This is a genomic window from Undibacterium sp. TC4M20W (genome assembly GCF_049340245.1).
GTDB lineage: Bacteria > Pseudomonadota > Gammaproteobacteria > Burkholderiales > Burkholderiaceae_D > Undibacterium.
On the sequence record NZ_JBMPPI010000005.1, the window covers coordinates 149,211 to 173,967 of the forward strand.

A 24,757-nucleotide genomic window follows, 5' to 3' on the forward strand; every position below is an offset into this window, starting at 1 on the left:
TTTATTGCTCCCCTGTGCCGTAATGGCGTGCGTAACGGTCATCCAGATTCGCCAGTGGCAACATGACGAATAAATCAGCGCTATGGAAATCAGGGTCCCAGGCAGGATCACCACAAACCCAGGCACCGGCACGCAGATAGCCCTTCAGCAGTGGCGGAATACGTGCCTCAGTCGTGCTGCTGTCGATTTCATCGAGCGGGAAAGGTGTGTGTGGCGTGACGCGGTATTCGAGCGGAGAGAAATCTGCCGCAGACAGACCACGGTAAATCGCCGCAGCATTCTGGCCACCGTCGGTCAGGCTGATACTCGCGCAACCAATGAGGTGCGAGCAACGCTCACGGCGCATGTATGCAGCCAGGCCAGCCCACAGCAGCATGATGACGGCACCACTGCGGTAATCAGGGTGTATGCAGGCACGACCAGCTTCTGCCACGCTATTACGTATATGTTGCAGGCGGGATAGGTCAAATTCTGTTTCGGAATAATAGCGACCGAGCTGACGGGCAGCATTTGGCCCCAGTATGCGGTAAGTACCGACCACTTTCAGGGTTTTGGAGTCTCGCACGATCAGGTGATCGCAGTACTCATCAAACTCATCCTTATCCAGGCCATCAGGGTTGGACAAAGCAGACAGGCCCATGCTTTCTATAAAGACCTTATAGCGCAATCGCTGTACTTCTTTGACTTCTTTTGCCGTGGTAGCAAGGCTCAGATTGAGTTTGGAAAAACTGGGATTAGCATCGGCGGGTATCGTGAGTAATCGCATTCATCGTCCTTGTCATGTTGTTCGTTGATCCGACGAACGAAGAATAATCAAGGATTACTTCAGCAAGATGACAGCAAGATGTCGGTTTTATGACAAGTCTGAAAAACAACAATCCCCGTTTTGGCTGATCTCGAACAGATACCAGAACGGGGATAGTATTGAAAAACTGCATGCCAGCAGAACAAAAGCGCATACCTAATACATAAAAGATACATAACAGATACATACCGGATGTATGCCCGGCATCATGTCCTGCTATTCACGCATTCCTGCAGCTGAATTATTTTTCTTTCTTTGGCCTGCCTGCTTTCAGCGGCGCCAGACCTGCGATCAGTTTTTTGAGCGCTGGTACGTCGGTCTTGCTCAGCAAGGCAACGCCTATACGCAGTAACTGGCTCTTTTTGACTTCAACGCCAGCTTTCAGGCAGGCTTTCTTGACTGCACCAAGCGCCGCATATTCGCTTTCTGGCATGGTGAAACTGTCGCGCACCAGCTTGGCCTTTTTGACTTTTTCGACGACCACGTCGGCCACGGGTCTGGCTTCAGGCAGCCTGGCTGTCGGCTTGGCGCGCACAGGGGCTTTCACAGGCGCTTTTGCAGCGACTTTCACCTCGGCAGCAGGTTTGCTGACGACTTTCTTCCCGGCAGCCACAACAGCAGGCTTAACAGGCGTTTTTTTAAGGGCTACGACTTTTTTCTCTGCACCTGCGACTACAGTACTTACTTTTTTCGTTGCTGCGGTTACCATTCCAGCCTCCAGATTAGAAAACATGTAAACAATATAAACAATTTATTGTTGATATGCAAGGAAGAAGCATAGCCACTAGAAATGACAGGTTCATTACGGAAAATACCGCTTTAGGGAGGAATTTTCAGGCTCGTGAGATAATCCGCGCCAATTCGTTTCCAGTTTCCCGGCTTTTCAGCTTTATTTTTTATCATGAATACACGCAACTCCCTGCTCTTCCCCCTGGTTTTACTGCTTTCCCCTCTTGCCAGCCTTACTGCCCATGCCGACATTCAGGGTTCAGGTTCTTCCGCGGCGGCACCCCTTTACCAGAAATGGGCGGATGCTTATAGCAAAAACGCTGGTGTTACGGTCACTTACCAGGCCAGCGGCTCGTCCGCCGGTATCAAGAAAATCAAGGAAAACAGTGTGGAATTTGGCGCCAGCGATGCGGCCCTTAGCCAGGCTGATCTGAAAAAGGACAAACTCATACAGTTTCCCTCAGCTATTTCAGGCGTGGTACCGGTAATCAATCTGCCAGGTATCAAAACCGCTGAACTACGTCTGACGGGCGAAGTCCTTGCGAATATTTTTTCCGGCGAGATCACCAGCTGGAACGATACTGCGATCACGGCGCTTAATCCGGGCTTGCGCTTGCCAAACAAGAATATAGAAGTCATCGTGCGCCAGGATGGTTCAGGCACGACTTACAATTTTTCTGATTACCTGGGCAAGGTCAGCAAAAACTGGCAGGCCAAGTATGGCAGGAATTTCACTATCCCCTGGAACAGCCGTTTGATACAAGTCAAAGGCAGCAGCAATATTGCCAGCACGATCAAGAAAACGGCGTACGCTATCAGTTACATTGACTTTAATTATGTAACGCAAGAAAAACTCGACTACACCCTGTTGCAAAATCGCGATGGCAAATTCATCGCCCCTTCTGCCGAGGCATTTTCTGCAGCCCTGTCAAACAGCAGTTGGAAAACCGATGCCAATTTTGAAGAAATGCTGACTGACAAACCAGGGCAAAAAACCTGGCCTATCAGCATGGGTACTTTTATCATCATGCAACAGCGTGCCAGGGATGCGCAGCAAACCACCGCCACCATGAAATTCTTTACATGGGCCTTCATGCGCGGTGACCGCTTTGTTAACAGCGTCGATTTCGTGCGCCTGCCCGATAGTTTGCAAGCCAGGATATTCAAGGAAATGACGACCGTCACCGACAAGAACGGCAATATCCTGAACTGGAATCTGAGTACTGATCCTGGTTCAAAAAACTAAGGAAACAGGGATTACGTCAGTCCTTGCGCAGCTTCTCTACTGCCTTCAATTCCGTAGCTCGATCAACAGTCTGATTGGTGTTAGCAAACATGCTGTTGGCGGGCAGTTTGATTTCTATATCTGATACCGCCCCGACCTTGATCGTCCCCTGACTAAGGCTGAGTGCCAGAACATGGCCACCTGCCTTGCGGTCATCAGAAAGATAATGCCAGTGATAACCCGGCACATTAAAGCCCTTGGCAAAACCGGGGCTGCGGAATGCAACCAGGGTGCCCTTGGTATTGCTAAAGTTAAACAATGTCTGGGTCTTGGTCACTTCTGCCAGAGGTTTATAAGGCTTGTCCTGCGGCGAGATGGCACGTGTAGTCAACTGTTTGAAGTCGCCATCTACCCTGATTGCATAAAAAAGATTTTTATTGACCAGTCGTTCATCGAGCATGTCTTCCAGCTCTTTCATGCTGGTTTCTTTGCTGACTTCAAAGCGATTGTCTGCTTTGAAAGTGGAGACTACAGCAAAGGGCGTCAATTGTCCGCCACTGGCTTTAACCACAGTCCCATCTGCCTTGAACTGGAATACGTCGCCATCAAGCACAATCATTTCACCATCAACACGGTTAAAGGTGCCTATGCCAAAATCACCCTTCTTTTTCAGCTCATCAACAGTCAGCTCACCTTCATAGGCACCTGCGAGCAGTGCATCTATCGTGGCGTAATGAAATACTGTCGCCTGTTTTGGTACCTGGGCACAAGCCGACAGAGTAGCGACGACAAACAGGACTGCCAGTTTTTGAATTTTCATGATTCTCTACGCATTTAAGTTGATGAGGGTGAGGTAGTAAAAGGCATATTGCCACTGATTGAACATCAATTGCTTACTCCGGTGCTTCTGGTTTTACTCTGGCCCTGGCGATCAGTAAAGCGGCAATCGTCAGCAGTATGGCAAAACAGGTCGTTGCACACAACGCAAAGCGAAACAAAAATGCCTCTTTTGCTGCACTGGCATTCTTAGCGCCAGATATGGCAAACGCCATCGGCAACGCGAGTAATAATGCAGTCAGGGCAGTGCTGGCAATTAAAATATACCGCCACTGATCACTCTCCCTGGGTTCGAGTATGACGATGTGCGGAAGTTTTCTCAGCCATTGCCAGTAACAGTAAGCCAATCCCCCTACACCAATCAAGGTACTCAGATGCTGCACCAGATGAAAGACGCTGGTATGAAAACCGGCGATCTCTACCGGCTCACGCAAGACATCAAAGTAGGCGACCGCAAAACCACTGGCGTGGGTGAATGCATCCCAGACTATATGCGTCATCGCCCCCAGCAGTAAAGACAAGGATATCCAGATCACTTGCGACACATTCAAATTGCGCGACGGGGACAAATGCGCCTGCAATGCCTGCCTTTGCATCTGTGGCAGCAGATAAATAAAATGTGTTTGCATCAAACGCAAGAACATGAATACAGCCCAGCCTAAGGGCAGGCACACCAGCAGCAAACCCGGCCACTGGTGCGCCAGTGTCGCCAGGTCGAAAGCAAACACATAGTAGCCAAGATCTGGCGCAATACTGCCTATGACCAGGGCCATCAGATTGAAACGCTGCGGTGCCAGGCGGCGCAGGGGCAATATGGCGAGTGGATGGGCAAAGGTCCAGGGCATATTCAGCTAAAGTAAGTTCAGGTCATCCGGTCGTGCGTTTTAAAATCAAGCAGTGTTTTTTTTGCAGGGCAAATCAAAATCAACATGATAATGCTCATCATGCCTGATCCAGGCTTTTCCCTTCATGAATTTCAGGTGTTTTTGCAGATAAGGCCCACGCTTCGTGGCAAATAATTTTGCCTGATAAGGCGGGTCAATAATCACCAGTGCAAGTCCCCTGCCCTTGGCTTTTGCTGCAAGATCAAGCTGGTATAAATGCTCGGCCAGGGCGGCAAAGTCGATGCGGTAGTCACCAAAGCGCCCTTGTGTATCAAAATCAATATCGTAGCCATAGTTGTTATTCATATTCCCAGGCAAGGGCCGGGATATGCCTTGGACATCAAGCACGGGCACCATGAAATCGACAGACAGACCATTTTTATGGGTACGGTGAGGCCTCATGCGCCCACCTGTTTTCCAGCCGGTTTCACCATAGACAAAGACTTTGTCGCTGGCAGTTTGCTCAAGTTCTTGATAGGCCAGAGAAATAATTTCTGCAACGGTGGAATGTACATACGTGCGCCCCAGGCTGACGCCCAGGGCACTATACGCAGAAAAATTATTGCCTTTTTCTGGCAAACTGACGCCAGCTTCCAGCCTGCCATTGGCGACCGTTCCATAGCAGGTACTTTCTTTGGTCTGCACTTTTTCTTGTGCTTTTGCCTGCCCTGCTGTCAGTCCGGCACAAGACCATGCCAATACCAGGCCCAGGCCCAGCAGATGGCGACGGAGATGTGCGAAGGATTCCACCTTGATGCAGATACTTATTTTGGCTCAGTCGTCTGCGCAGGTGGCGTTGCGCTCACTGCAGGGGCCGGAACATTCACTACCGGCATTGCATTTCGCCAGTTTTCTGGCGTGCACATTTCCCATTTTGTATTGGTCACATAAAATAATGCTGCCTGCTTGTGTGACAGGACATGGAAGGATGGCTGCTGTATCGCCTTCACCGCACCATCAGCAATAAAATACTCGATAGAGAATCGTGGGTAAGCCATGACCAGGCCACCGACTGCGAATGAAACATCTTCAGGCTTGATGATCTCTGCTACTTTGCCTTCACTGGTGCCGGTGGTGACCTCCATCAGGCGCAGCCTGGTTTTTTCAAACAATTCACGCTCCGCCATGGACTCGCGCGCATTATTGAGTTTGCGCAAAATACCCAGGGGATTGGTACCTATATCGACCAGCGAGCCGATCTGGGAAAGCGAAGGATTATTGACAACTTCAACAATACTGCGCCAGCTCGACTTACCAGAGAATTGCAAAGTGATTGTGGAAGTCGGCTGGCTGGCGGCCAGCAAACCCTCTATCCAGGCATTGGCGTCTTTAGCCCAATGATATTTGGTGGCAGAAGCATAGCCACGGCAGCTATAGAAAGCCAGCGCATCCTGTTTGGAAACCGCACCCGTGAGTTTGTTATCAACAAACACCAGGCCACCAACATCACCATCTGTCATGGCAACATAGGCAATATTGCGCCCCTGAGCATCTTTCATCTCAAAGCGTTCCATGGCCGACTCTTGCGGCACGGTAGTAATTACATAACGTGCATCTGATTTTTGATCGACTGCCAGGCTCTTGATAGGTCCCGCAGTTTTAGTGGGTTGATCTACATTATTGGCGGCAAGGGCAGGATAAGAGATGCTGAAAGCAAGTGCTGGCAGCAGAGTGATGATTCTGAATCGCATATGATGAAAAAGATTTATAAAGAAGCAATCTTAACTGAAATTGCTGATCTATAACACTTTTCATGGGCAGGCGGATGGAGTCATTCGAGTATGTCGGCAGTATGGCAACGATTGCAGCCAATGCTAAAAGGCTACGGCTGCGGCTGCTGCCATACTCTACTTCGTGGTGGTGTCACTTCCAGTGCGACAAGTGATAGCTACAGGGGCGTCGGATAACACCAGGTCTGCCACTACCGGGCCAGAGAAATTCCAGCCCTTTCACTGACCTCACTACATCAGCGTTCACACCAGTGCTCGAGACACCACCACACGCCGCCAACATAACTGTAATAACAGGTCGCCAAGCGGGTGGCAGATTTCAAATCCATCTGCAAACAATGTCAATTAACACAAGTGTAAAAGCGGATGAAGCGCAAGAATGTTTAAAAATGTATGTGAATTGTCATCAAATTGTAATTTTCCACTCTATTCCATTGCAGCAGTACGGTAGCGATTAACTTCTGCTGGAGTAACTGGCTCGGCTTTATTGCCCCAGGCATTGCGCACATAGCTGAGTACCAGGGCGACTTCGCTGTCAGTGAGGGTATGGGCAAAAGGCGGCATGCCGTAAGGACGCGGATTATCTTTCGTGACTGGCGGGAAGCCACCAGACAAGACCATGCGTACCGGATTCGACAAGGCATGGCTGAGCACACCGGGATTAGATTTCAGTGCCGGATAAATATTGCTGACACCTTCTCCCTGCGCTCCATGGCAATCCATGCAATGGGTTTTATAAAGTGCTCCCCCTTGTTTCATGACTGCTTCCATGCGCTCCGCACTCAGCTCAGAACCTGCCATGAACTTGTCCAGGACATCCTTCTCAGCCACCTGCACGGTAGGTATGGCCTGCAGATAAGTGGCCATGGATTTGATATCAGCATCTGACAGATGCTGGGTACTACCGGCGACCACTTCAGCCATGGGGCCAGAGACGGCAGTATGCTGATTGACGCCGGATTTCAACAAGGCGATCAATTCTTGTGGTGACCATTTAGCCAGATTGACTTCTTTGCTATTGGTCAGTGCAGGCGCATACCAACTGGTTAATTCGCCACCAGACAAATCTTTGACACCGGCATTCGCGCCCAGGCTATTGCGGCTGCTATGACAGGCGCTGCAATGCCCCAATCCATTGACCAGATAGGCACCGCGGTTCCATTCAACAGACTTGCTCTTGTCTTCCTGATAGCTAGCGGGCCTGAAATAAGCTGCACGCCAGAAAGCCAGCAAAGCCCGTTGATCATAAGGGAAGCGCAGTTCATGCGCCTGGTTTTGCTTTTCGACCTTGGGCAAGGACATCAGATAGACATACATGGCATCAGCATCTGCGCGTGAGACCTGGGTGTAATTGGTATATGGGAAGGATGGATATAGCAGGCTGCCATCTCTGGATTTGCCATTGTGCAGGGCTTGCCAGAAATCGTCGGCAGTCCAGCTCCCTATGCCGGTTTTTACATCAGGCGTGATATTCGGCGTCCTGAAGTTACCAAAGTCAGTTTGCAACAAGCGTCCACCGGCAAAGGCGGCTTCGCCCCGTGAAGTGTGGCAGCCCATGCAATTACCAGCCTTGACCAGATATTCCCCCCTGAGCAGTTGATCTGCCGTATTTGTTTTGTCAGCAGCCGTGTTTGCAGTACTTTTGTCATCGACCAGATAGTAGCCAAAGCCCGCTACCGCAACAATGCAGACCAGCAAGAACAGCAGGACGGACATGAGAATTTTTTTCATGATTTTTATGGAGATGATTGAGTCAAGCTGCCGCATTTCATCGGCAATAGTCCGTATTCTGTCGATTTCAATATGGGAGCAAGACTATCGCCAGGCACAGTCTGTGCTGCCAGCCAGCTTGATACCGCTGCAATATCCTCAGGCTTGAGTTTGCTGGCCACTTGTTGCATGCAGTCTGGCGCATGTGCCTTGCGACTACCGGTTTGCCACGCACCCAATTGCGCAATCAGATAATCACGCGGCAAGCCTACCAGGCCGGGCATGAAAGGTGCCATACCCGTCATGCTCTTGCCATGACAAGAAACACAGGCCGGTAAATTGCGGGTTTTGTCGCCCAGCATCACAAGCTGCCTGCCCTGTTCCAGCAGAACGGCATTTGCATCGGCGACCTGTGGTGCGGCATAAGGCGGATGCTGGCTGGCAAAATAGTCTGCTATTTCTTTGAGGTAGGCGTCAGACATATGGGCCACCATATAGCGCATGGCAGGATAGGCACGTTTGCCTTCCCTGAAATTCAATAACTGGTTATACAGATAACCCGCTGGCTTGCCGGCGATACGCGGATAAAAGCCATCAGTTGCTGCCCTGCCCTCAGCACCATGACAGGAGGTACAGGCTTTCAGCCTCTGCTCGAGAGTGTCAGGCACCTTCAAAGTTGACCGGGCAGGCTGGGCGGTTTGCGCCGCAGCGATCAGTGGCAAGCCCAGCCACATGCAAAACAGGCTGGCTTTCAGGCGAAAAGTAAAGTGCATGGCGATAAAAACAAATAATGGCACAAAGACGCTAGCTTAACAGTTTGTCCAACTTCTTTAAGAGCTAGCGTAAGTACATATGATCTACATCAAACATTGCCAAGCTATTCACTACTTGAAACCTCAAACAAAAATGCTGTAACAAGGGGCAAAGCCTGTAGATATCAGGCCCTTGGCCACTCGTCTGCTTACCGGCGCGGGCAAGGGATAAATTTTTCTGCAAAAGAAAGCAAAGTCTTGCTTGTCAAGAATGCCTAAGCCGAGGATAATTCTGCCCTTTCGTCTCTTTTGAGGCCCAGATTCAGCAAGATGACCTGGCCCGCTTTTACCAGCGGGCTTTTTTATCCGCGCCACGCCTGCCGTTGATCCTGTAGATGATGATCGCCAGCAGCTTTTTCGCCCTTGCTATTGCCTAACACCATTGACAAGCATTTGTTGTCGTATTCGAATTTGTTACATGAAAAACAGCTTAACTGACTCAAACACTTCTCCTACAACAAAAACAGGCTCAACGCTGACATTAGGTAAAAAACCGCAACTGCAACTGAACCGCCCCGCGCTCAGCGTAGCGCGCACGGCCACAGTGCAAACTGTACAGGTGGTAGTACCGGTGTCGAATCCAGTAGATTCGATAGAAGAAACACCGACACTGGTCTCAACACCGGTGACAGTGATTACCAAACGTCGTTCCAGATTACAGGCTGCGGTGGCCGACGGCAGCGATGCGCCTGAAGAAACAGCAAGCGCATCCACAGAAATGGATGCAATGACGGCGGATAGCGACGACAGTGGCAGCACAGCCCTGCCGGTAGCATTAGCCGACACAAATACTGAAGCTGCTGTCGATGTTACGGAAAGCATCCATAAAACCGATGCAGCAAAAGATATAACAGATACAGAGGCCGCCAAGCCGCGCGTAGTTGTGATCCGCAAGAGCGGCCCCAAGCTGGCAAAAAAATTGCTGCTGGCTGACCAGCCTGCGGCTGCCGCGCCGGTTGTCATTAAACGCGAAGCACGCATAGGCTCAGGCAAACTGGCACCACCTGCGCCGGTAGTCACGCTCAAGCCTGTGGCGAATGCCAGTTCTGCTACGTCATTCACACCGGCAGCTTCCATGCCTGCTGCAACAACGGTTAAGGCGGCTGTTACAGCTGCAGTGGCAGCGTCTGTTGCCTCTGCACCCGCTGCACCTGCTACTGCGGTCACCAGCATCAAGGACATCGACACATCGGCCTATGTCTTGCCGGCGATGCGCGAGCCTGCCAAGCGTGGCCGCAAGTCTTCTGAATTTCATTTTGAAAATGATGAAATCCAGGCATTGAATGCAGCAGAATCAGCAGAGATGAAGCGCGCAGCGCGTGTCAAGGCCAAAAAGCCAACGCCCGCCAATGCAGCAAGCCAGGAAGCGCAACTGGAACAATATCGCAAGCAACTGACCAAGTTGATCAACCTGGGCAAGGACCGTAGCTACCTGACCCACGCCGAGATCAATGATCACCTGCCTGACGACGTTGCCGACGCTGAAATGATACAAGGCGTTGTCAGCACCCTCAATGACATGGGCATTGCCGTCTATGACGCCGCACCTGATGCTGCGATGATGCTGCTGACCGATAACGTCGCCAACAATGTCACTGAAGATGAGGCAGAAGCCGCCGCCGCCGCTGCGCTGGCCACAGTTGATTCAGACTTTGGCCGCACCACCGACCCGGTACGCATGTATATGCGTGAAATGGGTGGCGTGGAACTGTTGACACGTTCGGGCGAAATCGAAATCGCCAAGCGCATAGAAGATGGCTTGAAAGACATGGTACAAGCTATCTCTGCCTGCCCTGGTACGATACAAGAAATGCTGGCGATTGCCGACAAAATTTCCAAAGATGAAATCCGCGTGGATGACATCATCGATGGCCTGCTGGACCCTGATGCATCTGACGCACCTGCCATAGAACTCAGCGACAATGATGATCTCGACGATCTTGATGACGACGATGATGCAGTAGCAGAAAACGCCAGTGGCATCAGCGACGAGCAATTGCAGCACATGAAAAACGTAGTGCTGCAAAAATTTGCAATCGTCGCCATGCGCTTTGAGCAAATGCAGGCTGCCCGCACTACGGATGGTTATAAATCTCCTTCTTATCAGCAGGCGCAGATTGCTATCACCCGTGAACTGCAAGGCATGCGTTTCAGCGTCAAGACCGCAGAAAAACTGTGCGACTCTCTGCGCAAGCAAATGAAGACGCTGCGCCAGACTGAAAAGCAGATGCTGGAATTGATGGTCAATAAATGCGGCATGCCACGCGCGTATTTTGTTGAGCATTTCCGCCAGAATGCGACCAATCCAGAATGGCTGAACAAGGAAATGAATGGCACATCCAGCTATGCTGCCATCCTGGGCCGCAATATTCATGCTGCCCGTGAATTGCAACAAAAACTGATCGACCTCGAACACAATGTCAGTCTGCCTTTGTTTGACCTGCGTGAAATCAACAAGCAGATGGTGGCTGGTGAAAAACGTTCCAGCGAAGCCAAGGCCGCCATGACCGAGGCCAACTTGCGCCTGGTCATTTCCATCGCCAAGAAATATGTTAATCGTGGTCTGCAATTCCTGGACCTGATCCAGGAAGGCAATATCGGCTTGCTCAAGGCCGTGGATAAATTTGAATACCGTCGCGGCTACAAATTCTCTACCTATGCGACATGGTGGATCAGGCAGGCGATTGCCCGTGCGATTGCCGACCAGGCACGCACTATCCGTGTACCTGTGCACATGATAGAAACCATCAACAAGATGAACCGCGTACGTCGCCAGCTCTTGCAAACCACTGGCCTGGAGCCAGAGCCGGTAGCGATTGCTGAAAAAATGGGCTTGCCAGAAGGCAAGGTCCGGGAAATCCTGAAGATTGCCAAAGAACCAGTCTCGCTCGACGTGCCTATCGGTGACGACGGTGATTCACAACTCGGTGACTTCATTGAAGACAGCATGACCTTGTCGCCGATGGCAGCAGCGATGCAGGCATCCGTACAAGAGAAACTGAAAGAGGCACTGGATTCTTTAAGCCCGCGCGAAGCCAAAGTCTTGCGCATGCGTTTTGGCCTGGAAACCAGTACCGAATTCACGCTGGAAGAAGTAGGTAAACAATTTGAAGTAACGCGTGAACGTATACGCCAGATTGAATCCAAGGCCATGAAAAAACTGCGCCACCCTGCCCGCGCTGATCACTTGAAGAGCCTGATGGAAAGCAATTAAGCCATCATCGCAACAAATCGAAAAGCACTGCTTCCGCAAGGTTGCAGTGCTTTTTTTATGGATTAGCTCAACAGGAAAGATAAAGCGAACTGCACTTGTTCGAGTCTGGAATGGTTACTTCCCTCAACCAGCAAGAAAGGGATTTCCCTCTCATCCAGCACATCCAATACTTCCTGATGTACGCGGTCACGCACATAGGCAGATTCACGCTGCAAGCCATCTGGCTGCCAGGGAAAATCTGGTGCAGTGACTATGCAAAAATCATATTGATGCGATAGTTCCAGTTCAGCCAGTTCAGCATCCGGCTCGCCAAAATAATGGCGGCTATAGATAGCTGTCATGATGGGGCCAGTGTCGCAGAACAGCCATTGCTTAGCCTGCTTCAATAGCTCGGTTTCGCGTTGCACCTGTGTCCTGGCGATGAGGATTTGCTCTTCTGCCTTAGGAACACGCTGATTCTGCTCAACGAATTCACGCAAATACTCGGGCACCCACAAGGTCTGGTAATGCGCGGCCAAAGCTTCTGCCAGTATGGATTTACCTGAGGACTCGGCCCCCAATATGACGACACGGTTTACTGAGGACATGTTTTACTCCAGGCACGCAGGCCCATGATGGCCATCATAACGAAAATTGCATACAGCAGCGCCGTCAGCACCAGGCCCTTATAGACATACAGACCAACATACAACACATCGACGATGATCCAGACATGCCAGTTCTCCAGTTTTTTACGGCTGAGCAAAATCTGCCCCAGCAAACTGCCTGCGGTCAAAAAACCGTCTGCGTAAGGCACATCAGTATCGGTATAGGTCTTGAGGAACCAGGCCAGCAAGACAAAGGCCAGCACAGTTACCCCTAGAGAATTCCACCTGCTCTGCGCATTCAAACGTGTGACTTGCAAACGCTCATGACTATCATCGCCACGCAGCCAGTTGAACCAACCCCAGACCGATACCAGGATAAAGACAAACTGCAAACCCATGTCTCCGTACAATCTGGTGTTAAAAAACACGGCTGCATACATGCCAGAGGACAGGATAGAAAACAGCCAGGCCCAGTGTATCTGCCGTATATTCAGAGCGACCGTAATGACGGACAAGGCAGAAGAAAGCAGCTCCAGCAAGGTGGTGGTGAAGCCGAATATAGGGATAGGATCATTCATGATGCAAAAGATAATTGGTTTGCCCGCATTATCAACGATAGGGCTACTTGTGTCATAGCTTATTGCACCAACAGGTGTCGCCAACTGCTGCAGAAGTACATTCTCTTGATATTTAGATTGTGATAAGCAAGGCTTATCCGCTATATTCCTAAAAACTCAACATTCAACAAAAATCAGCTTTATGAAAAAACACTCAGGATTCACCTTACTGGAAATGATGATAGTCATCGGCGTCATTGCCATCCTGGCCGCCATGGCTGTTCCATCCTATATGTTCAAGGTCGTCAGGGAGCAATTGGAAGTCGGCATACAGTTTGCCGATATCGCGAAAAAACCGGTCGCCGCTACCTGGCAAACTGAAAAGAAGTTTCCGACAGACAATATTGCAGCTGGCTTGCCAGTCGCCGACAAAATTGTCAGCAACCTCATCAGCTCAGTCGAGGTGCAAGAAGGAGTGGTCAATATCACTTTTGGCAATAATGCCCACGGTGTACTAAAAGGCAAGGTACTGAGCCTGCGCCCGGCAGTGGTTGAAGATGCGCCCATCGTGCCAGTGGCATGGGTATGCGCCACAGGCACACCACCAGAAAAAATGACCGTCAAAGGCATAGACAAGACCACAGTACCACCAGCCAACCTGCCTTCATACTGCAGACCAAAGCAAGAAAGCAAGAAATAAGCTGAGTTGGCCGCTTGGCTTAAACACCAAGCCTCTGCATATAGACAAAGGGCACTTCATTACTGAAGTGCCCTTCTCGTTTCAGTGCTGATAATGTCAGAACTTGTGCTCAAACATGACGCGGGCAGTCACGGTGGTAGGGGTGACCGACGTCTGGATTATTGAACCCTTATCGCTGTAAGTTCCGATATTGACATTATCCTGATGCAGGAGATTGCCCAGGGAAACACGCAAATTGGTTTTGGGATCAAATTTCCACAGGGCATATACATCGAGTACACGCTTGGGCACGGAATAAGAGCTCTGTACCGTAGAAATATTCACCGGACCACCGGTCTGGAAGCTGGCATTACCGCCCAGGGTCAATGGTATTTTATCCAGTTTGTAATCGATGCCCAAATTGGCACTGATAGGCGTTTGTGAATCCAGGCGGTTATTCGGGCCAGGCACACTACTGATGCTGGACCAGTTGAAAGAGAGATTCGCCCTGAAATCGATAGCCGGCGCACCTTCCACCATCGCGCGCAAAGGGAATTTAGCCTCCAGCTCTATGCCCTTGGTCGTTGCCTGACCATCATTCACTGGCATGGTGACGTACACCGCATTCGGGTCAGTCCCCTCTTTGACCAACTGCGTACGCGTAAAATCATTGATCCGGCGGAAAAATACGCTGGCACTGAGCATGCCACCACCAGGCAGATAGTGTTCATAGGCCATATCCAGACCCCAGGCCAGCTCCGGCTTAAGATTAGGATTGCCCATGCTGTCCGGGCTATTCGGGTTCTTGTTATCGTTCGAGATGAAGCGGCGCGGTATCAAACGGCTGGTATCTGGTGCCTTGTAAGTACGGGTAAGCCCCAGCCTGATCTGGTCGTTCTTGCTGTCTGGCAGTTTGTACAAAGTTTGCAGTATCGGGCTCCAGACGCTGAATCTGTTATGGATACTGTACGGCGTGTTCGTCGGATCCGTACTACTCGCTTTGAAGGCACCACTACTACGGGTATCAATACCCTCCCAGCGCAAGCCGCCGTACACGGACCACTGCTTGGTGACATTCCATTCATCCTGTGCAAACACCGCCATGCGGGTCACATCGGCATTGAAGTTTTCGTCAAGATTGATCAACGGCAAAGTGTTACTAAGGTCAACTTGCGTACGTGTTTCACCACGCTTGCTATACGCGCCATCCCAGCCAAATACAAACGAGTGATCCTGAACAAATGGCGCACTGTATTTGCCGCTCATGGTCAGGCCTTTGTCTGTAGCGCCAGAAATGCTCCTGCGATCAAGTATCTGTGCATTATTCTCGCCATAACCCCACAATTCCACATCAGAATTGCGCTTGTTGTAGTTCAGGCCAAGTTTGACATCGAGCTTGGCACTATCTGCCAGCTTGTGTATCCAGTTCAGGTTGGTACGCAACATGGAGAAATCGGAGTGCACATTTTGCAGGTCACTTGCATAAATTGGCTTTAAACTATTCTCCTTGCCAATCAATTCTGGTGGCAATACGCCAACGATAGCAGGCGTTCTTACCTCACTGAAATGCCCATCAAAACGGTTCGCATTGACAAAACTCTGCGTGGTCAGGGTGTCGCCATTTTCAAAATTCCAGTTTATCCTCGGTGAGAACCCCAGGTTATTGAAAGTCCCCCATCCGAGAGTGCTGGTGTGCGTTGTTGCATAAGGTCTGCCATTCGCATCCGCGCGTACCTCATCCGAATACGAAGGACGCTCGTATTGACCATGATTCAGATTACCGGAGATGGAATATGACATGCGGCCAGCCTTGTCGGAGACCTGGTAATTGATGTTTTCACCAAACTTGCCGCCATCTTCAAACAAACCCAGCTTGAGTTCTTTTTGTGCTGTCTGTACAGACTTTTTCAAGACGATATTGATCGAGCCCGCAATTGATGCGGTGCTTAGATCAGCTGTCGCTGCGCGTATGACTTCTATGCGCTCTATCAGGTCAGGTGAGAGAGAATCCAGCGAAAAGCCAGGTGGGCTGGGTTCGCCATTGAGCATGATCTGGGTATAACCTGCGCCGAGGCCACGCATGCGGATATCGCCACCGCGACCCTGAACACCGCCGACAGTCACGCCTGGCAGGCGCTTGAGTACTTCGCTGACATTGGTATCGCCATAGCGCAGGATCTCTTCCTGAGTGACAACGATCTTGGTGGCAGTGTCCTGACGGCGTTCGTCATAGACGCGGTTACCCTGTACTTCTACTTTTTGTATCTTGGGTTCAAGGGCCTTGGAATCTGCTTTTTCAGCAGTTTCGGTTTTAGCAGGCGTCGCCGGCGCAGTAGTTTGCGCATAGGAAGACTGGCTGAAAGCCGCCATGATGGCCAGGGACAAAATAGTTGGGCGTAGGGCTAAACTGTGGGTTTGCATATAGATGTTATTGTGGCAATAGTCGTTAGAGAACAAACCTAAGACCATACCACACGGCGTCAAGTTCCGCGACGCAACAAATGTTTGCTCAAGTTATTGCTCATTGAAGTTTTTAAATAAGCAATACTCCTATCAATTCTTACAAATTATTTTTTGAAACATCAGCAACAGAGTCTTACACTTGAATTGTCAACGCAAACGCCCTGTCAAGCATTACTACTGGAGTACTAACCTAACAGGAGTACATCATGCGAAGAAACATTATTGGAATGGCTATCATACTTACTGGCGTGCTGGGTTTGTCTGGCTGTGTCGTAGCCCCGGCTCAAAACTATGGGTATGGATATGGTTATGGGCCACGGGTCTATGTCAGCCCTCCGCCCGTTGTAATACAGAGCGGCCCTTACTGGGGTGGCGGTGGCGGCAGGCACTGGCGTCGCTGGTAGGACGCAAGCTGTATTAATGCATTAATTAGTAGAACTCATTCAAAGACTGGTGCAATTGCCACAGGTGGCTGTTGCGCCAGTAACTGCCCTTTTTCTGGCGCGTCGGCAAAGCGTAAGGTCACGGTTTTATAGGCCTTGTTGTTTTCGTCAGGGAATGCGCTATTCTCTTGCCATGTCATTGCATGCACAGACATGTCGGCCCCCCTGAGCTTGATGCTTGCCTGAGCGGTATTCTTCAAATAAGAAAATCTCACGCCGACACAGGATTTGCTCGCGGTTTTGGCATCACCCATATTTTTCAGATAAGTCAGTGCCTGCTCGCACGCGAGACGTAATTCGGCAACTTCATAAATACCATCAGCCCTGGCAATAATTGATATCCGGCTTTGAAAACTGACCTGCCCGGAAGCCTGGTTCAATACCAGTTCTGCATTTTCATCATAGGCAGACTTCAACAAAGGAAAACTGGCGCGGCCAACTGCATCCAGTGGCAAGTTCAAGCGCATGTTTTTACTGACCAGATGCAATTGCAAGGTGTCTGGCAAAGGATTACCATTTTTTGCACTAACCTGGAAATGGCTCTGGATCAGGTTCTTGGGTTTGCCATACTTCTCAAACTGTATCATCAGGCGGTAAGCGCTGCGATAGCTGATCCATTCAGTCTCGGCCTGGCTTTCTGCTACCTGTGCAGCCGCAGGCTTCGTAACAGGTGTCGCGCTATTGGTTTGCGCAAAAGCCTGTACTGAAGCTAACTGCATCAGGACAAAAATGGAGGAGTACTTATTGATCATGCTTTAGTAAAATTAAAATCGAATTAAAATCGATATGCAAGGCCAGAATACACGGTGACGTAATTCTTCTTGCCTAGCCACAAACTGTCACTGTCGATATCAAACTGATGTACTCCGGTCACATGCGAAGTGATTATCCAGGATGAACTCAGCTCCCAGTTCCAATTCGCACCCAGATAAAAATTCCTGACATTGGCATTGGTGTGCACGATGTCCTTGCCTGATTTTGCAATCAATATCTGGCCGCCCGTACCGACAAAATTGTTTCCGTCACTGTTAACATAGACAGGGTAGCCATCTGCAAAATTAGGGTCAAACCTTGAGTTGGCGCCATCAAAATAGCGCCTGCTCCAGGCCAGGCCAGAAGAGAAAGCCAGCCCATGATGGGATGCTATTTTGTAATAAGTGCGTGCTTCTACATTCAGGTAAGTAGTCTTCTTGCCTGCGCCGGTGCCGAATAATAATTTGGACCCCAGACGCAAGTTGGTCATAGGACGGAAGTTAAAAAAACCGCCAACCTGAAAACTGCCATCCACATCACCAAACCCAGCCAGCTTGCGCGCAGCTGAGGCACTGCAACCTCTTTGATATGACAGCAAAGGGCCATACTCATAGCCACTGGAGCGGCTCAAATGCATGCCGAGATTGGTGTTACGCAAGAACACGCCATTACTCCATTGCATTTGTACATTCGGCATGATGCGTGTGGTCTGTTCACCACCTACCTCACAACTCGGCTCTGAAACTACCCCCAGGCCGACATACATATCCGAACTACCGTCTGGCAACATGCTAGCTGCCGGGGTCTGGGCACAAGCAAGATTGGCGATGCAAAAAAGGGAGGCAAATAGTATAGATTTCATGCTGATCAATTGTAGTCGTGTGTATACCCGGTTTATCGCCAATATCTTCAATATCATCAAAATAGCGAAGCGGCATTACGGGCATAAGGGCGGAAGAAATCCGCATCATAGACACCTCTTTCCAATTTCGCAACATCAACGCCCATGCTCAAGGTTCTCTCGTGTTTCCTGATATGACATCCACATACAGACGTACATAGTTTCTTGCCATCATCTCAGAAGTGAATATGGTCTGGTAGCGCTTTTGCGCCAATTGCCCCATCTGTGCTGCCAGGGCCGGCTTGTTCCATAAATCGGTCATGGCGACCCTTAAGGCCAGCGCATCTTCAGGCGGCACTACCACACCAGTCTCACCTGCAATATTGACATAGCTGGTGCCTGTTCCTATCTCGCTTGATATCATGGGCTTGGCATACATTGCCCCTTCCAGCAGCGAAATGCCAAAGGCTTCTGAACGCAAGTGGGAAGGAAACACCACGCCATAGCAGAGACTGAGCAAAGCGACTTTATCTTCTTCTGGCAAGGCGCCCAGGAAATACACATTGTCTAATTTTAAATCTCTGGCTTGCTGCTTCAACGCAGCTTGTTCAGGCCCGTTACCAACAATCAGCACAGGCATATCGGTATCGGCAACTGCCTCCAGCAAAATATGCAAGCCCTTGTAATAGCGCAGCATGCCTACGAACAGGAAGAAGCGGCCAGCAAAACGCTGCTGCCATTTGGCTATCAATTCTGGCGATGGTTGCGGATAGATATCCTTGTCCAGTCCATAAGTAATCACCTCAGTCTTGTCGCGGTAGCGGTTCAGCACCGGGCTACTGGACAGGTAATTGGGCGAAGTGGCAACGATCCTGTCCACATCATTCAAAAACCAGTGGCGCAAAGGCTGATACACTTTTTCCAGGAATTTTTGTCTCACAATATCTGAATGATAGGTCACGATAGTTGGCTTTCTGATTCCGCAAAACAGATGCATCAAATCCATAAAAGGCCAGGGGAAGTGATAGTGAATAATGTCCGCACTATTCGCCAGTTCCCTGAATCGCGAAAGTGCCCGCCAGGAAAACCCAGTGGATGCAATTTCAAAACTCTGTATTACCCTGTGTACTTTATGCCCTTCCAGCTCCAGTTCCAGATCGCCTTGTTTGCGTGTCAGCGTCAGCACCTCAGCATCCACACCGAGGCGGGCTGTTCCCACCGCCAGTTGCCGTATTACTTGCTCTATTCCCCCAAACGTATCGGGGTGATAAGTGCGGTAAAAATGCAATACTTTCATGGCGGGCCTTGGTCAGGGCAAAACAGAACGCAAACAACACTGCGACATTGAGCAATGATAGAGAGCGGCAAGGTGCAAGTCTTCCCCAACTTGTCTGGCAAATGTCATCAATTTGTAAGCACGGAATTTGATGAATTTACTGGTGCAAGATGCTGTAAAACAGGTAAGGAAATAACAAATCTGGCTCCACCATATTGACCTTCTTGCACCACTATTTGCCCACCATGGGCAGCAATGGCTTTTTTGGCAATGGCCAGCCCCAGGCCAAAACCACCAGTGTTACGGTCACGGCTGCGGTCCAGCCTGAAAAAGGCTTCAAAAATACGCTCCCTTTCCTCCGCAGGTATGCCGGGACCATCATCTTCAAGCATGATTTCAAGGCTGCCATCTGCATTCCTGCTGGCACGCAGCCAGATACGTGCAGTGGCGTATTTGGCAGCATTACGCAAGAGATTGCTAATTGCCCGTTTCAGCAAACGCTGATCTCCGCAATAAGCCCCCAGATCGACAGAGAAATCTGTCTTGACCGCATGAACATCCAGCACATGCTGCAAGCTGGCGACGCAACTGGAAAGACTATCGGCAATGTCGAATTCACTCCCGTTCAGGCTGGCATCCTGATCCAGTTTGCCCAGGTCCAGCAACTCACTGACCAGCGCATTGAGTTCACTGATATCGGCTTCCATGGCTTGCATACGTGGCTCAAGCTGGGGGTTTTTGGCGGCGTTTCTCAAGAGCTCCAGTGCAAATTCCAGCCTGGCGATGGGTGTGCGCAATTCATGCGAGACTGAATGCAAGAGATTTTTTTGCGCATCCAGCAGGCTCTCTATACGGGCTGCCATCTGGTTCATGCGCTGTGCCAGCGGATGTATGCTGTCGCGCTCTTTGGTGTACGCCCTGACTTTCAAATGACCGGCACCAAATTCATCGGCCACTTTTTCCAGCGCCTGCAAGCCACGCCAGTGCGAGCTGGACCAGACCGCAATCGGGATCAGCAGGCAGAGTGCCACGATGATGTAGCGCAGCGCCTCGGTCTTGAGAACGGGCGCAACATCAATCGGTAAATTCTGCGCATGGATGACTTCTTCATCACTGCCGACGTAGCGTTCGCCTTTCAGATCAACACGGCGGTAAAAGGATTTACTGGCAACATCGATGACCACCTCACCGCGCATCAGTTGCGCCCGCCTGGTCTGGTTCAGCTTGGCCAGTACTGGCTGCATGGGTATCAAATCCATACGCGCGCGGGTGATTTCCCTGATCTTGTTGAGGCGTGTCAGCCATTCATTCTGACCTGCCTGATCGACGTACTCCGTTAATAATAAAATCTGTCCTGATGCCTGCTGCTGTGCGACTTCTTCCAGCGGATCACCAAAGAAAATGGTGATGGACACATAGATGGCAATCGTAGCGACGCTGATGGACAGCATCACCAAAGCAAAAAAACGCAGGAACAGGCGATTCATCTGCTAGTCCCAGGCAGACGGGCTGAACAGATAGCCCTCTCCCCAGACTGTCTTGATCTTGTCGGCATGCGGGTCATCGAACTTGCGCCGCAGACGGGAAATTTTATTATCGATACTGCGATCCAGGCCATCAAACTCTATGCCGCGCATCTGTATCAGAATATCGTTGCGTGACAAAACCTTGCCTGCAGCCTCGGCCAGCACCAGCAATAATTTATATTCTGCGCTATTAAGCGTGACAGTTTCGTCGCGCCAGAATACCGTGCGGTCACTGCGGCAGACACGAAAGGCACCAAAAACCAGGTCAGCGTTTTCATCTTCAGGCTCATCCTTGACACGCCTCAGCAAGGCGCGCAGGCGGGCCAGCAATATTCTTGGCTGCACAGGTTTGTTGACATAGTCGTCAGCCCCCTGCTCCAAACCCGAGACTTCATCAAAGGCATCTTCACGCGCTGTCAAAATCAGGATAGGCACGGCACTGATGGCACGCAATTGACGACAAACCACCATGCCATCGAGGCCAGGCAACATCAGGTCAAGCACCACAATATCCGGCGATGTTTGTTGAAAATGGCTGAGCGCAGCATCGCCACGGCTGACGATGTCTATCGTAAATTCGTATTCTCTGAGGTACTCGGCAACCAGCGCTGCCAGCTTGGCGTCATCTTCCACCAGCATTACACGAAACATATTCTTCTCTCCTTTTTGCATTGCCCTCATTTGCTGCATTTGCCGCATTGTAGTGCGGGCAGCGCGCGATTCTACGCAAATTGCCCATGCTTGCGACGCCACTTACAATTTTCAGACAATTTCAAGCCAGTCAAGATTTACAAATTAAAGACAATTATCTGACATTTTCAAGAACGACTTTATCTCTGCCGCCCGTTATTCTCTGTCACCATACCATCCCCAACAGGCAACTCTCTTTTAATCTTGATTATGAAAACATTCACGCATTTTTTCGCAGCGACTGTCATCACTACCCTGCTGGCTGCCTGTGGCGGCACTACCAATTATATTCCCAAGCCAGTGCCAGTCCAGATCAATACCGATTTCAGCAGCGAGCCACCCGGCTGGGCCTTTGGCACCTCTGACTTCAGCAGTGAAACAAAACCAACCGACGTCGTCACTGAATACCGCACCCTGCCCCTGCCTTTCAGCGGCAAGGGCTTGTATACCTTTGGTACCAACCGCAGTGATGACCTGTTCATCTACATCAAGAAAAAATATTCCGGCTTTGCCCCGAATACAGAATACGCCCTGAGCTTTCAGGCCACCATCGTCAGCAATGTAGCCACAGGCTGCTTTGGCGTAGGCGGCTCGCCAGGTGACAGCGTCTGGTTTTTTGGCGGCGCATCACCGACAGAGCCTTTGACAGTACAAAAGGGCGATGAGTTCGTCATGAACATAGACCGTGGCGGCCAGTCGGGTTCAGGCAAATTTGCCCAGGTGCTGGGTACCATAGGCAATGCCAGCACCGATTGTGGCAAAGCGCCGTATATGGAAAAAAAATTAAGCAACATGACACCCTTGAACGTCAAGACAGAAGCCGATGGCAGCCTGTGGATCTTGTTCGGCCTCGATTCCGGCTTTGAATCGACCAGCCATATCTATTACAAGAGCATCGTCGTGAATGCTACGCCAGTCTCAAAATAAACGGCAAACTTGCCGTTTGCCTGTACGCAGGGCAAACGGCACAGTAAAATCATCTCTCGTGAAAACCTCAGATGAATCAGCCATGTCACCAGCTTCACCAGCATCTACTCCCTCGACTTCCTCATTGTCCGGTATATCTACCCAGATACAGGCATGCGCCCAACAGGCAGGTATTGCCCAGCGCCTTGCCGACCTCGGACTGGCAGGCGGGCCCGCTTTTTTAAAACCGCAAAAAATCACCGGCCATAAACTGATCATGCGTAATGCCACAGTGGCAGACGCCAGCTACATCGTCGCCTTGCGTACGGATGAACAAAAGTCACGTTTTATCTCCAGCACCTCAGCCGATATCAAACCGCAAGAGCAATGGCTGGAAAAATATGCGCTCGATGACAGGCAGATCTACTTCATCATACAAAACATGCAGGGTGAGAATATAGGTACTGTGCGCCTGTATGATCAGCAGGCAGATTCATTTTGCTGGGGTTCCTGGATCATACAAGCGGGCGCTGCCAGCAGCAGCTCGATAGAATCTGCCCTGATGGTATATCACTATGGACTGGCACTGGGTTTCCAGAGCGCGCATTTTGATGTCAGAAAAGGCAATGAGTCAGTCTGGAAATTCCATGAACGCTTTGGTGCAATCAAGACAGGCGAAAGCACTGAGGATTTTTATTACCGCATTGCGGCCAGCGATATCAGCAATTCCCTGAGCAGGTATGCCAAATTCCTGCCCGCGGGAATACAGATAGCGTTCTGAAGCAAAAGTACTACTCTCAACCATCCTGATTGATACGGCTGGTCAGGGTCGCCAACACCTGTTCAGCCTGTTCATTGGCGACCTGGCAGGTACCCGCATTTTCATGACCACCGCCACCAAATTCCAGCATCAACGGGCCTATATTGGTTTTGGAACTACGGTTCAGGATGGACTTGCCGGTGGCAAACACGGTATTCTGGTTTTTCAAACCCCAGAGCACATGGATGGAAATATTGGTCTCAGGGAACAAGGCATAGATCAGGAAGCGGTTACCCGCGAAGATGGTTTCTTCATTGCGCAAATCCAGTACCACCAGGTTTTTATGCACGGTTGCGCAACGCAGTATCTGCTCCTTGCATTTCTCTTCATGCTCGAAATACAGATCCACCCTTTCCTTCACATCCGGGTCTTGCATGATGTCAGCGATACCCTGGGTTTTGCACAGGTCTATCAGCTTCATCATCAGATTGTAGTTCGATATCCTGAAGTCACGAAAACGCCCGAGGCCAGTACGGGCATCCATGAGGAAATTGAGCAAATCCCAGTCTTGCGGATGCAAGACTTCCTGGCGATTGAATTGTGCCGAATCTCCCTTATCGACAGCTGCCATCATGCTGTCCCAGGATGCCGGGAACACCTTGAGGCCGCCATAATAGTCATACACAACCCTGGCTGCGGAAGGTGCCTCAGGTGCAATCACATGATTTTTTCTGCCGCCACCATCTGCATTACGCAGGGTTTCTGACAAATGATGGTCGAAAGCCATATGTATGCCTTCGACATAGGGCAGATTGGTGCTGATGTCAGCATCACTGACAGCTATCTTGCCGTCCTGCATGTCTTTGGGATGCACAAACAAGATGTCATCAATCAGATCAAGATGCTTGAGCAAGACAGCGCAAACCAGGCCATCAAAGTCGCTGCGCGTAATCAAACGAAATTTTTTGCTATCTGCAGACATGAATACTCCCCCATAAATGGTTTATAAGTGGTTTATTCCTGATACATCAAAAACGGCAAGCACAACAAGCCGCTATCCCGAAGATTTGAACACGACTACCCTACCCTCGCCATTGTTTAATGTAATCACTTTCACCGCACTTGTCCATGAAATGAATACTGGCTTCACTACCGAGGAAAGTCCTTCCACCTGCCAGCACGCATGCCATCCAGTACGGTAGCCTGATTGGCTTTGAGACGGTGTAACTGTGCAGTCAGGGCAGGAATAAGTTCGGCATTGTTTTTGTGCAGATAATGATAGACCTGCATGCTATACACCTCATGCGAACGAAAATCAGATTCATGAAAC

The 24,757-nt window shown here is 50.3% G+C and carries 24 protein-coding genes; 6 read left to right on the forward strand and 18 right to left on the reverse strand.

Translation table 11 applies throughout. The annotated features are described in order from the left end of the window. Window position 1: 1 nt before the first annotated feature. Both ACO0LL_RS08795 and ACO0LL_RS08800 read right to left on the reverse strand, forming a co-directional pair. Entirely contained in the window at window positions 2-766 is a 765-nt protein-coding gene (locus ACO0LL_RS08795; protein ID WP_422950476.1) for a GNAT family N-acetyltransferase, read from the reverse strand. 280 nt (window positions 767-1,046) lie between these two features. Then, entirely contained in the window at window positions 1,047-1,514 is a 468-nt protein-coding gene (locus ACO0LL_RS08800; protein ID WP_422950477.1) for a hypothetical protein, read from the reverse strand. Between the two features lie 192 nt (window positions 1,515-1,706). On the opposite strand from ACO0LL_RS08800, the gene pstS reads away from it, so the two are divergent. Then, entirely contained in the window at window positions 1,707-2,780 is a 1,074-nt protein-coding gene (gene pstS / locus ACO0LL_RS08805) for a phosphate ABC transporter substrate-binding protein PstS (protein WP_422950478.1), read from the forward strand. 16 nt (window positions 2,781-2,796) lie between these two features. Here the strand turns inward: pstS and budA are convergent, their stop codons facing one another. The 6 genes from budA to ACO0LL_RS08835 all read right to left on the reverse strand — a co-directional run bounded on the left by budA (window position 2,797) and on the right by ACO0LL_RS08835 (window position 8,717). Continuing rightward, a complete protein-coding gene (budA, locus tag ACO0LL_RS08810) occupies window positions 2,797-3,579 on the reverse strand; it encodes an acetolactate decarboxylase (protein WP_422950479.1) in 783 nt (260 codons plus the stop codon). Between the two features lie 73 nt (window positions 3,580-3,652). After that, window positions 3,653-4,441, reverse strand: a complete 789-nt coding sequence (locus tag ACO0LL_RS08815) for a DUF4184 family protein (RefSeq protein WP_422950480.1) — start codon at window positions 4,439-4,441, stop codon at window positions 3,653-3,655. A 45-nt stretch (window positions 4,442-4,486) separates the two neighbouring features. Continuing rightward, complete coding sequence (locus ACO0LL_RS08820; protein ID WP_422950481.1) at window positions 4,487-5,230, reverse strand: penicillin-insensitive murein endopeptidase; 744 nt, start codon at window positions 5,228-5,230, stop codon at window positions 4,487-4,489. Between the two features lie 14 nt (window positions 5,231-5,244). Further along, complete coding sequence (locus tag ACO0LL_RS08825; RefSeq protein ID WP_422950482.1) at window positions 5,245-6,171, reverse strand: hypothetical protein; 927 nt, start codon at window positions 6,169-6,171, stop codon at window positions 5,245-5,247. 465 nt (window positions 6,172-6,636) lie between these two features. Then, complete coding sequence (locus ACO0LL_RS08830) at window positions 6,637-7,941, reverse strand: c-type cytochrome (RefSeq protein ID WP_422950483.1); 1,305 nt, start codon at window positions 7,939-7,941, stop codon at window positions 6,637-6,639. A 5-nt stretch (window positions 7,942-7,946) separates the two neighbouring features. Then, entirely contained in the window at window positions 7,947-8,717 is a 771-nt protein-coding gene (locus ACO0LL_RS08835; RefSeq protein ID WP_422950484.1) for a c-type cytochrome, read from the reverse strand. Between the two features lie 433 nt (window positions 8,718-9,150). Between ACO0LL_RS08835 and rpoD the strand changes: the two genes are divergently transcribed. Next, window positions 9,151-11,946: an RNA polymerase sigma factor RpoD gene (gene rpoD / locus ACO0LL_RS08840; RefSeq protein WP_422950485.1), complete on the forward strand. Its 2,796-nt coding sequence runs from the start codon at window positions 9,151-9,153 to the stop codon at window positions 11,944-11,946. 62 nt (window positions 11,947-12,008) lie between these two features. Here rpoD and ACO0LL_RS08845 read toward each other — a convergent pair whose 3' ends face one another. Continuing rightward, window positions 12,009-12,533 carry an AAA family ATPase gene (locus ACO0LL_RS08845; RefSeq protein ID WP_422950486.1) on the reverse strand — a complete coding sequence of 175 codons (525 nt, stop codon included), beginning with the start codon at window positions 12,531-12,533 and terminating at the stop codon, window positions 12,009-12,011. Continuing rightward, window positions 12,521-13,111, reverse strand: a complete 591-nt coding sequence (pnuC, locus tag ACO0LL_RS08850) for a nicotinamide riboside transporter PnuC (RefSeq protein WP_422950487.1) — start codon at window positions 13,109-13,111, stop codon at window positions 12,521-12,523. The genes ACO0LL_RS08845 and pnuC overlap by 13 nt, the downstream gene beginning before the upstream one ends. Window positions 13,112-13,292: 181 nt before the next feature. Here pnuC and ACO0LL_RS08855 point away from each other — a divergent pair, with 181 nt between their 5' ends. After that, window positions 13,293-13,790, forward strand: coding sequence for a pilin (locus ACO0LL_RS08855; protein ID WP_422950488.1), 498 nt, complete (start codon window positions 13,293-13,295; stop codon window positions 13,788-13,790). A 96-nt stretch (window positions 13,791-13,886) separates the two neighbouring features. Here the strand turns inward: ACO0LL_RS08855 and ACO0LL_RS08860 are convergent, their stop codons facing one another. After that, window positions 13,887-16,190, reverse strand: coding sequence for a TonB-dependent receptor plug domain-containing protein (locus tag ACO0LL_RS08860; protein ID WP_422950489.1), 2,304 nt, complete (start codon window positions 16,188-16,190; stop codon window positions 13,887-13,889). 248 nt (window positions 16,191-16,438) lie between these two features. Here ACO0LL_RS08860 and ACO0LL_RS08865 point away from each other — a divergent pair, with 248 nt between their 5' ends. Continuing rightward, window positions 16,439-16,636 carry a hypothetical protein gene (locus tag ACO0LL_RS08865; protein WP_422950490.1) on the forward strand — a complete coding sequence of 66 codons (198 nt, stop codon included), beginning with the start codon at window positions 16,439-16,441 and terminating at the stop codon, window positions 16,634-16,636. A gap of 35 nt (window positions 16,637-16,671) precedes the next feature. Here ACO0LL_RS08865 and ACO0LL_RS08870 read toward each other — a convergent pair whose 3' ends face one another. The 5 genes from ACO0LL_RS08870 to ACO0LL_RS08890 form a co-directional block, all read right to left on the reverse strand. Then, a complete protein-coding gene (locus tag ACO0LL_RS08870; RefSeq protein WP_422950491.1) occupies window positions 16,672-17,427 on the reverse strand; it encodes a hypothetical protein in 756 nt (251 codons plus the stop codon). A gap of 23 nt (window positions 17,428-17,450) precedes the next feature. Further along, a complete protein-coding gene (locus tag ACO0LL_RS08875; protein ID WP_422950492.1) occupies window positions 17,451-18,290 on the reverse strand; it encodes a MipA/OmpV family protein in 840 nt (279 codons plus the stop codon). 148 nt (window positions 18,291-18,438) lie between these two features. After that, the gene (locus tag ACO0LL_RS08880) at window positions 18,439-19,566 is read right to left on the reverse strand and encodes a glycosyltransferase family 4 protein (protein ID WP_422950493.1); all 1,128 of its coding nucleotides are present in this window, start codon (window positions 19,564-19,566) and stop codon (window positions 18,439-18,441) included. Window positions 19,567-19,673: 107 nt separating this feature from the next. Then, complete coding sequence (locus tag ACO0LL_RS08885) at window positions 19,674-21,032, reverse strand: ATP-binding protein (RefSeq protein WP_422950494.1); 1,359 nt, start codon at window positions 21,030-21,032, stop codon at window positions 19,674-19,676. Window positions 21,033-21,035: 3 nt separating this feature from the next. Continuing rightward, the gene (locus ACO0LL_RS08890) at window positions 21,036-21,722 is read right to left on the reverse strand and encodes a response regulator transcription factor (RefSeq protein WP_304941433.1); all 687 of its coding nucleotides are present in this window, start codon (window positions 21,720-21,722) and stop codon (window positions 21,036-21,038) included. Between the two features lie 249 nt (window positions 21,723-21,971). Between ACO0LL_RS08890 and ACO0LL_RS08895 the strand changes: the two genes are divergently transcribed. After that, a complete protein-coding gene (locus ACO0LL_RS08895; protein WP_422950495.1) occupies window positions 21,972-22,688 on the forward strand; it encodes a hypothetical protein in 717 nt (238 codons plus the stop codon). An 82-nt stretch (window positions 22,689-22,770) separates the two neighbouring features. Next, window positions 22,771-23,448, forward strand: coding sequence for a GNAT family N-acetyltransferase (locus ACO0LL_RS08900; protein WP_422950496.1), 678 nt, complete (start codon window positions 22,771-22,773; stop codon window positions 23,446-23,448). A gap of 16 nt (window positions 23,449-23,464) precedes the next feature. On the opposite strand, the gene ACO0LL_RS08905 is transcribed toward ACO0LL_RS08900, so the two are convergent. Together ACO0LL_RS08905 and ACO0LL_RS08910 are read right to left on the reverse strand one after the other, a co-directional pair. Then, on the reverse strand, window positions 23,465-24,409 hold the full coding sequence (locus ACO0LL_RS08905; RefSeq protein WP_422950497.1) for an exopolyphosphatase: 945 nt from the start codon (window positions 24,407-24,409) through the stop codon (window positions 23,465-23,467). Window positions 24,410-24,576: 167 nt separating this feature from the next. Next, on the reverse strand, window positions 24,577-24,717 hold the full coding sequence (locus ACO0LL_RS08910; RefSeq protein ID WP_422950498.1) for a hypothetical protein: 141 nt from the start codon (window positions 24,715-24,717) through the stop codon (window positions 24,577-24,579). Between the last annotated feature and the right edge of the window lie 40 nt (window positions 24,718-24,757).

Coding starts and splice junctions, on each gene's coding strand:
- ACO0LL_RS08795 (WP_422950476.1), bottom strand. CDS start 766: ATGCGATTACTCACGATACCCGCCGATGCTAATCCCAGTTTTTCCAAA.
- ACO0LL_RS08800 (WP_422950477.1), bottom strand. CDS start 1,514: ATGGTAACCGCAGCAACGAAAAAAGTAAGTACTGTAGTCGCAGGTGCA.
- pstS (WP_422950478.1), top strand. CDS start 1,707: ATGAATACACGCAACTCCCTGCTCTTCCCCCTGGTTTTACTGCTTTCC.
- budA (WP_422950479.1), bottom strand. CDS start 3,579: ATGAAAATTCAAAAACTGGCAGTCCTGTTTGTCGTCGCTACTCTGTCG.
- ACO0LL_RS08815 (WP_422950480.1), bottom strand. CDS start 4,441: ATGCCCTGGACCTTTGCCCATCCACTCGCCATATTGCCCCTGCGCCGC.
- ACO0LL_RS08825 (WP_422950482.1), bottom strand. CDS start 6,171: ATGCGATTCAGAATCATCACTCTGCTGCCAGCACTTGCTTTCAGCATC.
- ACO0LL_RS08830 (WP_422950483.1), bottom strand. CDS start 7,941: ATGAAAAAAATTCTCATGTCCGTCCTGCTGTTCTTGCTGGTCTGCATT.
- rpoD (WP_422950485.1), top strand. CDS start 9,151: ATGAAAAACAGCTTAACTGACTCAAACACTTCTCCTACAACAAAAACA.
- ACO0LL_RS08845 (WP_422950486.1), bottom strand. CDS start 12,533: ATGTCCTCAGTAAACCGTGTCGTCATATTGGGGGCCGAGTCCTCAGGT.
- pnuC (WP_422950487.1), bottom strand. CDS start 13,111: ATGAATGATCCTATCCCTATATTCGGCTTCACCACCACCTTGCTGGAG.
- ACO0LL_RS08855 (WP_422950488.1), top strand. CDS start 13,293: ATGAAAAAACACTCAGGATTCACCTTACTGGAAATGATGATAGTCATC.
- ACO0LL_RS08860 (WP_422950489.1), bottom strand. CDS start 16,190: ATGCAAACCCACAGTTTAGCCCTACGCCCAACTATTTTGTCCCTGGCC.
- ACO0LL_RS08865 (WP_422950490.1), top strand. CDS start 16,439: ATGCGAAGAAACATTATTGGAATGGCTATCATACTTACTGGCGTGCTG.
- ACO0LL_RS08870 (WP_422950491.1), bottom strand. CDS start 17,427: ATGATCAATAAGTACTCCTCCATTTTTGTCCTGATGCAGTTAGCTTCA.
- ACO0LL_RS08875 (WP_422950492.1), bottom strand. CDS start 18,290: ATGAAATCTATACTATTTGCCTCCCTTTTTTGCATCGCCAATCTTGCT.
- ACO0LL_RS08880 (WP_422950493.1), bottom strand. CDS start 19,566: ATGAAAGTATTGCATTTTTACCGCACTTATCACCCCGATACGTTTGGG.
- ACO0LL_RS08885 (WP_422950494.1), bottom strand. CDS start 21,032: ATGAATCGCCTGTTCCTGCGTTTTTTTGCTTTGGTGATGCTGTCCATC.
- ACO0LL_RS08890 (WP_304941433.1), bottom strand. CDS start 21,722: ATGTTTCGTGTAATGCTGGTGGAAGATGACGCCAAGCTGGCAGCGCTG.
- ACO0LL_RS08895 (WP_422950495.1), top strand. CDS start 21,972: ATGAAAACATTCACGCATTTTTTCGCAGCGACTGTCATCACTACCCTG.
- ACO0LL_RS08900 (WP_422950496.1), top strand. CDS start 22,771: ATGTCACCAGCTTCACCAGCATCTACTCCCTCGACTTCCTCATTGTCC.
- ACO0LL_RS08905 (WP_422950497.1), bottom strand. CDS start 24,409: ATGTCTGCAGATAGCAAAAAATTTCGTTTGATTACGCGCAGCGACTTT.
- ACO0LL_RS08910 (WP_422950498.1), bottom strand. CDS start 24,717: ATGCAGGTCTATCATTATCTGCACAAAAACAATGCCGAACTTATTCCT.